This window comes from Haliscomenobacter sp., assembly GCF_040403615.1.
Taxonomy (GTDB): domain Bacteria; phylum Bacteroidota; class Bacteroidia; order Chitinophagales; family Saprospiraceae; genus Haliscomenobacter.
In genome coordinates this window covers 22,409-36,046 of the sequence record NZ_JBBAKG010000002.1, presented here as the reverse complement: position 1 = coordinate 36,046, position 13,638 = coordinate 22,409, and the positions used below count along the sequence as shown (strand labels likewise).

General features: G+C 46.6%; 11 protein-coding genes. 7 read left to right on the top strand and 4 right to left on the bottom strand.

The genetic code is table 11. The features are described 5' to 3' along the window. The gene (iscU, locus tag ABW391_RS01155) at nucleotides 1-414 is read right to left on the bottom strand and encodes a Fe-S cluster assembly scaffold IscU (protein WP_353479974.1); all 414 of its coding nucleotides are present in this window, start codon (nucleotides 412-414) and stop codon (nucleotides 1-3) included. 54 nt (nucleotides 415-468) lie between these two features. Next, complete coding sequence (locus tag ABW391_RS01150) at nucleotides 469-1,695, bottom strand: IscS subfamily cysteine desulfurase (protein ID WP_353479973.1); 1,227 nt, start codon at nucleotides 1,693-1,695, stop codon at nucleotides 469-471. Between the two features lie 228 nt (nucleotides 1,696-1,923). On the opposite strand from ABW391_RS01150, the gene ABW391_RS01145 reads away from it, so the two are divergent. The 3 genes from ABW391_RS01145 to ABW391_RS01135 all read left to right on the top strand — a co-directional run bounded on the left by ABW391_RS01145 (nucleotide 1,924) and on the right by ABW391_RS01135 (nucleotide 6,907). Then, entirely contained in the window at nucleotides 1,924-3,312 is a 1,389-nt protein-coding gene (locus ABW391_RS01145; protein ID WP_353479972.1) for a Gfo/Idh/MocA family protein, read from the top strand. A 109-nt stretch (nucleotides 3,313-3,421) separates the two neighbouring features. Next, nucleotides 3,422-4,537 (top strand): methylmalonyl-CoA mutase family protein, encoded by a 1,116-nt coding sequence (locus ABW391_RS01140; RefSeq protein WP_353479971.1) that lies wholly within the window; start codon nucleotides 3,422-3,424, stop codon nucleotides 4,535-4,537. A gap of 84 nt (nucleotides 4,538-4,621) precedes the next feature. After that, the gene (locus ABW391_RS01135; RefSeq protein ID WP_353479970.1) at nucleotides 4,622-6,907 is read left to right on the top strand and encodes a hypothetical protein; all 2,286 of its coding nucleotides are present in this window, start codon (nucleotides 4,622-4,624) and stop codon (nucleotides 6,905-6,907) included. On the opposite strand, the gene ABW391_RS01130 is transcribed toward ABW391_RS01135, so the two are convergent. Both ABW391_RS01130 and ABW391_RS01125 read right to left on the bottom strand, forming a co-directional pair. Then, nucleotides 6,908-7,321 carry a Fur family transcriptional regulator gene (locus ABW391_RS01130; protein WP_353479969.1) on the bottom strand — a complete coding sequence of 138 codons (414 nt, stop codon included), beginning with the start codon at nucleotides 7,319-7,321 and terminating at the stop codon, nucleotides 6,908-6,910. It lies immediately after the preceding gene. 38 nt (nucleotides 7,322-7,359) lie between these two features. After that, nucleotides 7,360-8,088, bottom strand: a complete 729-nt coding sequence (locus tag ABW391_RS01125) for a Uma2 family endonuclease (RefSeq protein WP_353479968.1) — start codon at nucleotides 8,086-8,088, stop codon at nucleotides 7,360-7,362. 164 nt (nucleotides 8,089-8,252) lie between these two features. Here ABW391_RS01125 and ABW391_RS01120 point away from each other — a divergent pair, with 164 nt between their 5' ends. The 4 genes from ABW391_RS01120 to ABW391_RS01105 all read left to right on the top strand — a co-directional run bounded on the left by ABW391_RS01120 (nucleotide 8,253) and on the right by ABW391_RS01105 (nucleotide 13,631). Then, on the top strand, nucleotides 8,253-10,589 hold the full coding sequence (locus ABW391_RS01120) for a TonB-dependent receptor (protein ID WP_353479967.1): 2,337 nt from the start codon (nucleotides 8,253-8,255) through the stop codon (nucleotides 10,587-10,589). Between the two features lie 11 nt (nucleotides 10,590-10,600). Next, nucleotides 10,601-11,140 carry a hypothetical protein gene (locus ABW391_RS01115; RefSeq protein WP_353479966.1) on the top strand — a complete coding sequence of 180 codons (540 nt, stop codon included), beginning with the start codon at nucleotides 10,601-10,603 and terminating at the stop codon, nucleotides 11,138-11,140. 118 nt (nucleotides 11,141-11,258) lie between these two features. Continuing rightward, on the top strand, nucleotides 11,259-12,569 hold the full coding sequence (gene hemL / locus ABW391_RS01110; RefSeq protein ID WP_353480065.1) for a glutamate-1-semialdehyde 2,1-aminomutase: 1,311 nt from the start codon (nucleotides 11,259-11,261) through the stop codon (nucleotides 12,567-12,569). A gap of 48 nt (nucleotides 12,570-12,617) precedes the next feature. Beyond that, nucleotides 12,618-13,631: a sensor histidine kinase gene (locus ABW391_RS01105; protein WP_353479965.1), complete on the top strand. Its 1,014-nt coding sequence runs from the start codon at nucleotides 12,618-12,620 to the stop codon at nucleotides 13,629-13,631. The last annotated feature ends 7 nt before the right edge of the window (nucleotides 13,632-13,638 follow it).

The following is a 13,638-nucleotide window of genomic DNA, read 5'->3' as shown; positions in this document are numbered from 1 at the left end:
TTAGTGCGCTTTTTCAGCAATCGCTACTTCAATGCCATTTTTTTGCTGGTAATCAGCAATGGCACCGCGGATCGCATCTTCAGCCAACACCGAACAGTGAATTTTCACTGGTGGGAGCGCCAATTCTTCTACAATGGTCATATTGTCGATGGTTAGCGCCTGATCGATGGTTTTTCCCTTTAGCCACTCGGTAGCCAAAGAAGAAGAAGCAATCGCCGAGCCACAGCCAAAAGTTTTGAATTTGGCATCCAGGATAGTGCTGGTAGCAGGGTCAACTTCAATTTGCAGGCGCATTACATCACCACATTCAGGTGCACCTACCAGGCCAGTACCTACGGTATTTTTGCTTTTGTCCAAAGTACCTACGTTGCGTGGGTTTTGGAAATGTTCGAGGACTTTATCGGAATAAGCCATGACTTTAGATTTTTCAAGTTAGCCCAGGAATAAATTCATGGGTGAAAATTTAAATTAGTGTTCAGACCATTGTACGGTGGTCAAATCCACTCCTTCTTTGTACATTTCCCAGATCGGGCTCAGTTCACGCATGTGATTTACACCTGCACTAACTTTTTCGATCACGTAATCGATGTCTTCTTCCGTGGTAAAGCGACCCAAGCTGAATCGCAGTGAAGAGTGTGCCAAATCATCTCCCAAGCCCAAGGCAACCAGTACATAAGAAGGCTCCAATGAAGCAGATGTACAGGCTGAACCAGAAGAAAGCGCAATGTTTTGGTTGAAGGTCATCATTAGTCCTTCGCCTTCCACGTGTTTGAAAGAGATATTGGTTACGTGCGGCATGCGGTGTTCGCGGCTGCCGTTTACATATACTTCTTCCAGGTTTGCTTTGAATGCAGCTTCCAAGCGGTCGCGCATTTTGCTCAGGCGTTCAGCGTCCTGGTGCATTTCTGCTTTGTCGATTTCAGCAGCTTTGCCAAAGCCAACAATGCCAGGTACATTCAGTGTGCCAGAACGCATGCCGCGTTCGTGGCCGCCACCATCCATTTGGGCGGTAACTTTTACCCGAGGATTCTTACGGCTTACGTACAATGCACCAACCCCTTTAGGGCCATACATTTTATGTGAGGTGAAGGCCATCAGGTGAACCCCCATTTCTTTAGGATTTACCGGGATTTTACCTACCGCTTGTACTGCATCGCTAAAGAAAAGTATCCCTTTGCTTGCACAAAGTTCGCCAATTTCTTTCATAGGCTGGATGACGCCAGTTTCGTTGTTGGCCCACATTACAGAAACCAGAATCGTAGTTGGCTTGATGGCAGCTTCCAATTCAGCCAGATCGATCAAACCTTCGTTATTTACTTCCAGATAGGTAACTTCGGCACCTTCTTTCTCCAATTTCTTGCAAGTATCCAACACCGCTTTGTGCTCGGTTTTTACCGTAATGATGTGGTTGCCCTTGCCAGCATACATTTCAAATACTCCTTTGATGGCCAGGTTATCTGACTCAGTGGCACCTGAAGTGAAGATGATTTCCTTCGGGTCAACATTGATTAAGGCGGCAATTTGCTCCCGAGCGTAATCTACTGCTTCTTCTGCTTCCCAACCAAAAGGGTGGTTTCTGCTGGCAGCGTTGCCAGGCATTTGATAAAAATACGGCAACATCGCCTCAACTACCCGCGGATCGGTCGGAGTGGTAGCGTTATTGTCCACGTACACGCGGCGTGTATCCTTGGTCATGGTTTAAATTTATTTAGATTGAATCTAATCTTAGTGAAATCGTCACAAAGATAACGAATGCCAGGAAAAAAAGTTCTGGGTGGTCTATAAATTTTTCAAAGGTAGAAGTTTGTTTTGCTTTACATAGATCGCTCACCATTTGCCTTTCAATAATTTTACTGCCCTGTGCTAATTTCTGAGCCAAAATGATAAAATTGCGTATCTTTTTCGCTTAAAGACACGCTAACCATGTCATCAAAAACATCTCGTCGTAAATTTTTACAACTGTCTTCCATCGCTGCTGGCGCGGGTATGGTATTGCCCGCCACTGAATTGGTTGGAGCTCCAACTCTACGCAAAGGCCCGCTGACGGATAAAGTTCGCCTGGGTTTCATCGGTACAGGCATGCGAGGCCGCAGTCACGTTGATTTGGCCTTGCGCCGAACGGATTGTGAGGTCGTCGCTATCTGTGATATTGATCCCAAGGCACTCGCCGAAACCCAAAAAATGATCAGCGGGGCTGGAAAAAAAGCAGCATCTGCTTACGGAGAAAAAGGAGAGTACGATTTTCGCCGCATGCTCGACAAAGAAAAGCTGGACGCGGTAATCATCGCCACGCCATGGGAATGGCACACAGAGCAAGCCATTGCTTGTATGAAACGTGGCATTTACACAGGCAGTGAAGTATGCGGTGGATTTTCACTAGATGAATGCTGGGAACTGGTCAACACCCATGAAGAAACCGGAGCACATTTGTTTTTCCTCGAAAACGTATGCTACCGCCGCGACGTCATGGCGGTGATGAACATGGTGCGCCAGAATATGTTTGGTGAAATCCTGCACCTGGAAGGCGGATATCAACACGATTTGCGAGAGGTAAAATTCAACGATGGCGTAAATCCTTATGGCGGCGGGGTAGAATTTGGCGACAAAGGCTTCAGCGAAGCCAAATGGCGCACCAATCACTCCCTGCACCGCAATGGCGACCTCTACCCTACTCATGGTGTAGGGCCAGTGGCCATGATGGTAGACATCAACCGGGGCAATCGTTTTGTGCACATTACTTCTACCTCTTCCAAGCCTCGGGCGTTAGCGGAATTCGTTTCTAACCATCCCAAAGGCGGCCCCAATCACCCCAATGCTAAATTGGAATGGAAATTAGGCGATGTGGTGACAAGCGTCATCAAATGCAACAACGGCGAAACCATAATTTTGAGTCACGATACCAATTCACCACGCCCTTATTCCCTGGGTTTTCGGGTTCAAGGCACCAAGGGTTTGTGGATGGACGTCAATAAATCGTTGTACATCGAGGGTACCAGTCCCAAAGCCCACAGCTGGGAAGTGGCAGAGGAATACCTTAAGAAATACGATCACCCCCTCTGGAAACGCTATGAAAATGACGCCCAGGGTGCAGGACATGGCGGAATGGACTTCTTCGTGCTCAACTCCTTCATCGAATGCGTAAAGCGCAATGCACCTGCCCAGATCGATGTGTATGATGCCGCAAGTTGGTTGGCCATCACCCCGCTTTCTGAGGCGAGTATTGCTACGGGTAGTTCTCCGCAATCCTTCCCAGATTTCACCAGAGGAAGATGGATGAAGAAGAAGAATGACTTCGCAACCGGAGAATACTGATTGGAGTTATGAATTATGAGTTATGAGTTATGACAATCTTGCACAATAAGCACAAGTTGTGTGCCACTCATAACTCATAATTCATACCTCATAACTTAAAAAAAAAACTATGTTGACACTTGATTTTCCGGAAACCAGTTATGAGGAATGGATCCAACAACTGGAAAAAGATCTAAAGGGCAAGCCCTGGTCGGATTTGCAATGGCAATTGGGTGAAGGCATCCTTGTTGATCCGTTTTATCATTCCGATAATTTTTCGCCCCAGCGGCCTCCCCTGGTGGATCAGCGCAATACAAACACCTGGGAAATCGGCGAATACATTGATGGAAGTGCCCCTGACTTGGCCAATCGGGCTATTTTGGATGCGCTGGAGGGTGGCGCTGAAGCAATTGAGATCCATCTTACACAGCCACTGGATTCAAAAGGTTTGACCATCCTGCTTCAAAGAGTACAATTGGAATTCATTTCTATTCATTTTGTAGAAGCTTATGCTCAAAAACAGCCCTTGGAGGTATTGCAATTATTGAAGCATTTCGTTTTGGAACAAGGGTTTGATCCAGCCAAAATCAGCGGATCCGTTGCTTTGGATTCAGCGCAGCACGAGTCTTCAGCGACGCTCATTCGATGGGTAAATCAGGAACTCCCTGGGTATAAAGTTTGCTGCATTAATGGCAGAGGCTTTCACCAAGGACAATCAAATACAGCTTCAGAACTGGCCGCAATCATTCAGACTGGAGTAAATCTCCTGGATCAGTTGCAAGAACATGGAGCAAAATTGGACGAGATTGCTGACCAATTTCAATTTTCGGTAGCCATTGGCACCAGCTATTTTGTGGAAATTGCCAAATTGCGCGCCTTGCGCATTTTGTGGCGCAACGTACTCCAGGCCTACGAAATAGCAGACAAGGGGTTTGAAATTTCCGTACATTTTGCTCCCCTCACTGCGGATACCAATCCCAACACCAATTTGATCCGTGCTGCAACTCAAGCCATGTCTGCTGTAATTGGTGGCACAAATCGATTGTATGTACTACCCTCGGATGCGGCACAAAGCGAGCCCTCAACTCCATTCTCCAAGCGCATTGCCCGCAATGTGCAACACCTTTTGCGCCTGGAAAGCCACCTGGACAAGGTCATTGATCCCGCCGCTGGCAGTTATTACATCGAAAAATTAACCGAAGAATTGGCCCAAAAAGCCTGGACTATTTTCCAGGAATCTTTTTAGACCTGCTCTTGGACTTGTTTTTAAGCCAAACAACTAAAAAATACGTTTTGATTGTAGTTTGTATTTATCTTTGTTGAAAAAAAGATGAACCTCCGCCCAATTAGCATTGGAATACTGTTGCTGCTTTGCTCCGCTCAGGGCTTTGCCCAGGTCAAAAAAGGCTACAAACTTTTGGCCAAAAAGGCTTACCCTGCTGCTCAACTTGCTTTTCAAAAGCACCTCAACCACCCCGTGTATGCTTCTGCCGCCCAGGCAGGATTGGTGCAAATAGCTTTGGCAAAACAGGAAAATCGACTGGATAGCCTGTACAAAATAGCGGAGAAGTTGTACCGCGCCGCTGATCAATGGCAGGCACTCAGCTGGAAAGCACGTAAAAAAGTATTCAAAAAAACCAGAGTGGATACCGCAACCTTTCGGAGTTTGCGCATCACGGTTGAACGCTTGGCCTTGACCTATTTTCATGACAGCAGTGGCATTTTGACGTTTGAAAAGCACTTGAGTCATTTTCTAGATACGCCCTCGGTGGCTATTTTTCAAGACCGCGAGCAATTGCGCGAAAAGATGGTGCGCTGGCACCTGAAATCGGTTCGCAAAGCCAGCTACGCCATTTTGGATGCGCTGTACAACCGCAATCAGGATTTACTGAAACAACGAGGTTCGCGCTATCCGAGTTATGTTTATTCCTTTATTCTCGATGCCTTTCTGAAGGAGTTCACCTACCGCAACCTGACCACGTTTGTCAAAGAACAGCCCGGACATTGGTTTTCAGAAGCATGCTGGTCAAACGAAGCCGTAGACATTTTGCGCCAAGACAGTGTGCAACTTGCACTGAACTTTTTGCGGCAACGCCCTTTCTTCATCCTCGACGATTGGATCGACTTGCACATCAACCGCCTGACCGGCGATGGACTATTGATCGACAGCATCGACTACTCCCCCACTGAATGGGCACAATTGGAAGAACTCCGCTTGGGTTGGAGCCTGATGAAACAGTTGCGCAGCGGCAAACGCCAAGCGAGCTACGACCAGGATTTGCTGCGGTACCTAGAAATTACGGCACCATCCAAACGAGGGTACGACCTATTTCGGATGGCCTTGGCCTCATACCAACGCAGAGCAGTCTGGGAAAAAGTCATTCAACTGCTCCTAGTCGCCAAACGCCTTTACCCGGATGTATTGCCACCAGATTGTGATAAGCAATATCCTTTTTATACTTCAAAAGAAGAATGGTTCAAGATTGCTCTGGAAATCATGCAACGTCCTGCCGATGGAATCATCACTGCGCCTTTGGGCGGATGGAGCAATTTAGGAAAGGAGGAACTGGCTCCGGTATACGCACCGGATGGACAAGCCTTGTACCTGGCTTTAAACAATGGCGCAACCGGACTTGATGTGTATGTTGCCTACTATGACTCGAAAACAGAAACCTGGCTTTCCCCCCAAAGAGTAGAAGCACTGAGCAGCGAGCTGGATGATGTTCCTGGCAGCATAACCAGTGATGGGCGGGAGATGCTGCTGGCTCAGGGTGGCAAACTCATGATGAGTACTTTTGGTGCCTCAGACTGGCAAAAACCTTTTGGGTTGCCGCTCACGGTCAATCAGTTTCCTTGGGTGGGTCGGGCTACACTATCGCCAGATGGCCATTGCCTGGTTTTTGAAGGCTCTGGCAACAAAAAGCAAGCACACGAGTTAGAGCCGCCATTTATCCATTTGTACCGCATGATCAAAGGAGAAAGTCGTTTTGGGTGGGGAAATCCAGAATTTATGGGATCTTTTGTGGTAGAAGGTGGCGAAGAACGGGCTCCTTGCTTTGGGCCAGACGGTAATCTGTATTTCATTGCTGATCGCTTGCCCAGTCTGGGTCGCGGTGACTTGTTTGTAAGCCATCGCATCAATGAGGATTGGAAAGAATGGTCTACTCCTGAAAACCTGGGGAAGGAAATCAATACCCTAGGCGATGAAAAGCACTGGCTGAGTATAGCACCAGACAATGCCAGAGTGGTTTTTTCTACTGATGAATTGTCAAAAAACGACGAAAATCACTTGTATGCCACTGCTTTGCCCAGCATTGCCAAGACCGAAAAGCGCAAAATTCTGACGCTGGCGGTTGGGTCACTTGGCCAAAATTTGAGTCCATTTCAGCGTCGAGAGCTGATTTTACAAGTAAATGATGCGACTAGCAATCAACTTTTGATGGAGGTAAAACCCCAAGGAGAAAAGCGATTCATTGTCTCGCTGCCAGCAGGTGTCAAAAAAATCCGCTATCTGGTGGTGGAGTCACTCAAAAATCCAGTACCCATCACTAAAGCTGGTGAATACATTTTGAATTTAGAAAATGTGCAAGAATTGCCTGAGTTGCCGTCAAATTGATTAGTTGCATTGATCGCACTGCCCCCTCATGACCAGATGGGTTTCCGAAACCGAAAACCCAGGCGGAGGTGCTACAACTGGTGCGGCAATAGCCTCTACGCAAATGGTTTTTCCGCAGGTGTCACAATGAAAATGCGCATGGTGATCGTGGTGTACGCCCTGGCCGCAATCGTGTTGGCATAGGGCATATTTTTGCTTGTCGGTACCGTCCATCGCTTTGTGGATCAAGCCTTGTTCTTCAAAGGTACGCAGGGTACGGTACAAAGTGATGCGGTCTACCTTGCCCAAATGTTGCTCCAGATCGTTTTGAGATAAGGCTTCAGAACGAGTCAAGAATAAGTCCAGCACCTTCTTACGCATGTCGGTCAGGCGAAGTTGATGCGATTTTAACAGGTGTTGAGCGTTTACCGTCACAATTGGTGCTTTTGTACAGCGTGCAAAGGTACAATTAATTATACGCTGTCAGGATCAATTCCCAGGCTGCGTAATTTTTCGGCTAGTTTTTGGGCTTTCAGTTTGGCTTCTTTTTCTGCTTTCTTTGCGTCTTTTAAGCTATTTTCAACCAAACGACGCTGATCATTTAACTCCTGATAAGACAAAAATGGTGTTCCATCCGCTTGATATATCTTGAATTCCTGGTCAATCCAGGACATTTTCAAGCCCAGTATATCGCTGTTCCACTCAGTAAAGCCCTGAACAATTGTATCAATCCAATAATCTTCTACACTTGGGCGGGAATAAGCTTCAAGAGTATGCTTATGTGGATCGTATACATAATATTCCAGCACACCATATTCCTCATAAAAATCATACTTTTTAATCATCTCTCCCAAGCGGTTGCCGGGAGAAAGTATTTCAAAAACCACTTGAGTCGCAATTCCATCTTCCAGGAATTGCTTGTAAGAACCGCGATATCCTTTGGACCGTCCGATTGCCACCATCACATCGGGTGCTTGCCTGATTTTATTATCGCCTTCAACCGGATACCACAGCAAATCCCCTGCCACAAATACATCAGGGCGATCTTCAAATGCAAGCTCCAAACCCTGTTTAATCAGGGTAATCCATTCAAACTGTAGGGTATTTTCAGACATAGGTTTACCATCATCATCTGGGTAAAAATCATCGATTTCTCGATGCGTATCGTCAACTACCTGCTGTTTAGCGAGTATGGGCTGCATAATTACAAGTTTTGTGTCAAAAATACAAACAAAAACACAAAAAAATAAATTCTAAAATAAAACTACAGATAAAGATCCGAAAAGTCAACTCAAAAAATAAACGAGCTAAATGAAACATTGTTGCATAAAATGATTTAGCTTTGCTAAAGGCTTTGAATCAAAATATGAAAAGAGTAATTTTTTTGTTATTGGGGATTTTTATTTTAAATCATGCTTGGCCAACAATAGCACAAGCTCAGCAATGCAATTTGAGCTTGAAAGGCCAGGTGTTGAATGCAGATACGGGATTGCCCATGGCTTATGCCGGGATTGTGATCAAAGAAACCCAACAAGGTGTAGAAAGCGACGAGCATGGCCATTATCAACTGATCAACCTTTGTCCAGGAGAATACACGTTGGTATGCAGTCACATCGGTTGTGATCACGCAGAGCAAAAACTGAGATTGCGCAGCAGTAGCGTACTGGACATCTCTTTGAAAGAAAATGCCGTCACCCTGCAAAATGTAGTGGTCACCGGAACCGTAGGCAAAAAAGCAGGTACTCAAACTACTTCTGAACTCTCCGGTACAGCACTGGATGCTGGCAAAGGGCTCGGCTTGGGCGAGAGCCTCAAGCGCCTCAGTGGAGTCAGCAGCCTCAATACAGGTGCAACCATCAGCAAACCCATTATCCAAGGCATGCACAGCAATCGCATTCTGATTTTCAACAACGGCGTTCGGCTGGAAGGCCAGCAATGGGGCAGCGAACATGCCCCGGAAGTAGATCCCTTCAACTCGGAGCGCATCACTGTGGTCAAAGGGGCAGGCAGTGTGCGGTATGGTTCAGACGCACTGGGCGGAATCATCCTAATGGAACCCAAACCCATGCGCCATAACCCTGGCATCGGAGGGGAGTTGCATTTGCAATCTTTTACCAACGGTCGCAGCGGCATTGCCTCGGGCATGTTGGAGGGGAAATTGGCCAAATTGCCCTTGAGTGGCCGCATTCAGGGCACCTTGAAGCGTGCCGGAAATTTGCAAACGCCCAATTACTACCTGAATAACACGGGTGCTGCTGAATCCAACTTCTCCTGGAGCGCCAAATACCAACCTGAACAGTGGGTACTTGAAACCTTTTACTCTCATTTCTATACCCAATTGGGCATTTTAAGCGATTCGCATATTGGCAACCTTACCGATTTGAACAACGCCATCGAACGAGGAAGGCCTCTACAAGATGGCAGTTTTAGTTACGATTTGGGGCGTCCCTTGCAAAGGATTCTGCACGAAACCTTTCGGGTCAAAATCGCCCATTCTATTTCGGAAAAAGATAAGTTGACGTTTCAGGCCAGCCGCCAGTTCAATCGCCGGCAAGAGTACGATGCACACCGCCGTTACAACGTTTTGCCCAAAAATCTCGACGAACCCAATATCGCATTTGAAATCACCACCTGGGCCGCCGAGCTCAATTGGGATCACCGCCTGGGCCGCAATTGGCAAGGGGCGATGGGCACAACTGCCCAGAAACAAATCAATACAGTGGATCGGGGTGCCTTAATTCCGGGTTTTGACAACTTTGATGCAGGCATGTATTGGACAGAGCGCCATTTTAAAGTAGGCAATCCCTGGGAATTTGAATTTGGGGCGCGTTACGATATTCGGCATTTGCACATCGGAGAACAAGGCACTACGGTCATCGACCAAAATCGAAATTTCAACAACTGGTCGGCTTCGCTGGGACTGCTTTATGCCTTCAACGATGTTCTGAAGCTGCGTTTCAATTCGGGATCAGCCTGGCGCTCACCTTTGGTCAATGAGTTGTTTAGCAGCGGGGTACACCATGGCTCGGCCAGTTACGAGCAAGGCAATCCTGACTTACAACCCGAACGTGGATTCAACAACAGTCTGACTCTGGAAGGGGTTCACACCCAGAAATGGAGTTTTGCATTGACAGCATACCTTAACTTGGTCAACAACTACATTTATTTGCAACCCCGCGCAGCACCAGAATTGACCATTCGGGGCGCATTTCCCGCCTTTGATTACCAACAGGCGGATGCCCGGATCATGGGGCTGGACTGGACTGCGGATTATGTGCTTTATAAAAATTTGCACCTGGAGTCAAAAATCTCGCTCATCAATGGCTGGAACCGGGAATTACACGATTTCTTGATATACATGCCTCCTTTTCGCTTTGATCAGGGGCTAAAATTGAATTTCAACGGGCAAAAACATCCCGATCATCCATCTTTTGTGCGAGTTGGCGTTTTGGCGGTAATGCGGCAGCAACAAGCTCCAGCAACGGATTATGCCACTCCCCCACCAGGTTATGTGCGGGTAGATGCCGAGTTTTTTCACACGTTTGAATGGGGAAAGCAGCATTTGGAATTGGGTATTTCGGTTTTCAACCTGCTAAATACATCGTACCGCGAATACCTCAACCGATTCCGATATTTCACTGCTGAACCCGGGCGTAACCTGGGCTTTCGATTGAAAGTGCCTTTTAATTTTTCTAGAAAATAAAATCAAAAACTATGAAACGGATTTCATTCAAGTGGTCAACTTTGGCCATTCTAGGGCTTGCTTTATTTGGTTGCGAAAAAGACAACAACGGTGGGCCTGACAACGAGCAGGAGTTGATTACCACTGTTGCCCTCAAATTCGTCGGTGGTGGTCAAACGTTAACTTTTACTGCTGAAGACAAAGATGGCGATGGTGGTCAAGCCCCCATCATTCAGCCCATTGCCCTGAAAGCCAATACCGATTATGCGCTTACCGTAACTTTTTTGGATGCGTCCAAGGCACCTTCACTCGACCTTACCGTAGAAGTCAAAAAGGAAAGCAATGATCATTTGGTGTGTTTTGTTGCCACAGGAGCGATGGTTTCTCCCCAACCACAAGACAAAGATGCAGCAGGCAATACCCTCGGGCTAGAAAGCACCCTGAAAACTGGCGCAGTTGGATCGGGAACACTTAGGATTACCCTCAAGCATATGCCCACCAAGTCTAGCCCAAGTGCCTGCGGTACCGGGGAGACAGATGCAGAAGCAACTTTTAATGTCACCGTGCAATAAAGGAACATACCATCGCTGAGATCAACCTGCATTCTCATTTCTCCGTCACACCTGCTCGGGGTTCTAAACTATTCCTTGTTGTTTTGTTATATTTGTAGCAATTTCAATAAATACTATGATGGAGACGATCCTCGATCACAACCGCACTGTTTCTTCGGCCCTTTTTGAAGCGGCCAAAAAATTGTTTCCTGGTGGCGTCAACTCGCCGGTACGGGCATTCAAGTCAGTCTTAGGGCCTCCCATTTTCATCAAGAAGGGAGATGGCAGCCACATTTGGGACGAAGACGAGAACGAATACATCGATTTTTGCTGTTCTTGGGGACCGCTGATTTTGGGGCACAACAATGCCCAAATCCGGGAAAGCATTTATGCGGCGGTGGCAGAAGGCACCTCCTTCGGGGCACCAACCAGATTGGAGATAGAACTGGGTCAATTGATTGTAGACAATCATCGATACATCGAAAAGCTGCGCTTTGTAAGTTCTGGTACGGAGGCGGTCATGTCGGCGTTGCGTTTGGCCCGGGGAGTAACGGGCAAAAGCAAGGTCATCAAGTTTGAAGGCTGCTATCATGGCCACGTCGATTCGCTATTGGTCAAGGCGGGTTCAGGATTGGTTACTTTTGGTGAGAGTACTTCGGCAGGTATCCCGGAAGCATTTGCCAAAGAAACCATTGTGCTGCCGCTCAACGACCGAGAAAAACTGGAAGAAACCTTGGCGCAAGAAGGGCACAACATTGCCTGTATCATTGTCGAGCCTATCCCGGCCAATAATGGCTTGTTGTTGCAAGATCGTTCGTTTCTAGAGTGCCTGCGCTTAAAAGCATACAAACACAATGTGTTGCTTATTTTTGATGAGGTGATCTCCGGATTTCGGGTTGGATTTGAAGGTGCGGCAGGACTATACGGTATTAAGCCAGATATTCTTACCTTCGGCAAGATCATTGGTGGCGGGATGCCTGTTGGGGCTTACGGTGCCAGTGCGGAGTTGATGGGACATATTGCTCCAGATGGGCCAGTTTATCAAGCTGGTACGCTTTCTGGCAATCCGGTAGCGATGTCAGCAGGATATGCTGCGTTGAAACAATTGCTAGAGCCGGGATTTTATGAAACGCTCAATGCCAAAACCGCAGCATTTGTAAAAGGCTTACAAGACTATGCCGATTCAAAGGGATATGCCGTGCGTTTTCCAAGTGTGGGTTCTATTTTTTGGATTGCTTTTGCCAGTGAGCGCATCATTTCTGCGGAGCAGATCGATCCCTCCAGCATGAGCCATTTCAAAATTTTGCACTACGAATTACTCAAAAAAGGAATTTACCTTGGGCCTTCGGGCTACGAAGTTGGTTTTGTATCTTCAGCGCATACAGATGGAGATTTGGAAAAAGCTACTGAAGCCTTTAAGGCTGCTTTGGATGTGGTTTTTTCACATTGAAACTAAGAGCATGCCTGAATCAATGAAGTCACTGTAAATCATTTTCACATGGAAAAGCAAAACATTCGCTTGCGCTTTCTGTCCTACATGGTAATTGCCTACATGATTATGGCATTTGCATGGTGGTCTGTATTGTTGTTCACCAAAAATCGGGATGCTTTTACTGCCAAAAGTGAATTGCTGGAAAATGGAATGATCAAAAAAAAATTGGTCAAAACCCATGCGGAATTTCTGGCAACGCCCCAATACCAAAGCCTATCCACCCGCTATAACAGACAAGAATGGATGATTGTGGGCGAAGCTATTGTTTTTGTGATCAGTTTGGGCTTTGGGGTATACCTGATCAACCGGGGTTACAACAAGGAAATGGTGGCTTCCCAGCAAAGTCGGAATTTTTTACTCTCCATTACCCACGAACTCAAATCTCCAATCGCTTCGATTCGCCTGATTATCGAAACACTTTTGCGCCGCGAATTGCCAAAGGAAAAAACAAGCCAACTCCAAAATAATGCCCTGAAGGAAACCGAGCGCCTAAATACATTGGTGAACAATTTGCTTTTTTCAGCAAAATTGGAATCCAAATACCAGGCAAACAAAGAGCCTCTCGACTTACATGTGCTTTTGGAAGAAATCATCAACAAGCTAAAGGACAAATATCCCGAAGCTGAATTCACCTACCAACAAGAGGCAAAGATGCCCTTTTTCTTTGGTGACAAGATGGGACTGATTTCAGTTGCACTCAATTTGCTTGAAAATGCGGTAAAATATTCTGGCCCTGGTGGAAAAGCAATCATCAATACCTACCTTGGATTTGAAACGCCACAACAAATTAAATTAGAGATCAAGGATCAAGGAGTGGGGGTGCCGGAGAAAGAGAAGAAAAATATCTTCCAAAAATTCTACCGCGTTGGCAATGAGGATACCCGTACGGCAAAAGGTACAGGCTTGGGCTTGTACATTGTCGATCAGATTGTAAAGGCACATGCTGGATACATCAATGTACATGACAATTCCCCCAAAGGTACGGTATTTGAAGTACTTTTGCCTTTAAGTCAAAATTGAAGGTAAA

Excerpts from the sequence above, each read along its gene's own strand:
- iscU (WP_353479974.1), bottom strand. The coding sequence starts at position 414 with ATGGCTTATTCCGATAAAGTCCTCGAACATTTCCAAAACCCACGCAAC.
- ABW391_RS01150 (WP_353479973.1), bottom strand. The coding sequence starts at position 1,695 with ATGACCAAGGATACACGCCGCGTGTACGTGGACAATAACGCTACCACT.
- ABW391_RS01145 (WP_353479972.1), top strand. The coding sequence starts at position 1,924 with ATGTCATCAAAAACATCTCGTCGTAAATTTTTACAACTGTCTTCCATC.
- ABW391_RS01140 (WP_353479971.1), top strand. The coding sequence starts at position 3,422 with ATGTTGACACTTGATTTTCCGGAAACCAGTTATGAGGAATGGATCCAA.
- ABW391_RS01135 (WP_353479970.1), top strand. The coding sequence starts at position 4,622 with ATGAACCTCCGCCCAATTAGCATTGGAATACTGTTGCTGCTTTGCTCC.
- ABW391_RS01125 (WP_353479968.1), bottom strand. The coding sequence starts at position 8,088 with ATGCAGCCCATACTCGCTAAACAGCAGGTAGTTGACGATACGCATCGA.
- ABW391_RS01120 (WP_353479967.1), top strand. The coding sequence starts at position 8,253 with ATGAAAAGAGTAATTTTTTTGTTATTGGGGATTTTTATTTTAAATCAT.
- ABW391_RS01115 (WP_353479966.1), top strand. The coding sequence starts at position 10,601 with ATGAAACGGATTTCATTCAAGTGGTCAACTTTGGCCATTCTAGGGCTT.
- hemL (WP_353480065.1), top strand. The coding sequence starts at position 11,259 with ATGGAGACGATCCTCGATCACAACCGCACTGTTTCTTCGGCCCTTTTT.
- ABW391_RS01105 (WP_353479965.1), top strand. The coding sequence starts at position 12,618 with ATGGAAAAGCAAAACATTCGCTTGCGCTTTCTGTCCTACATGGTAATT.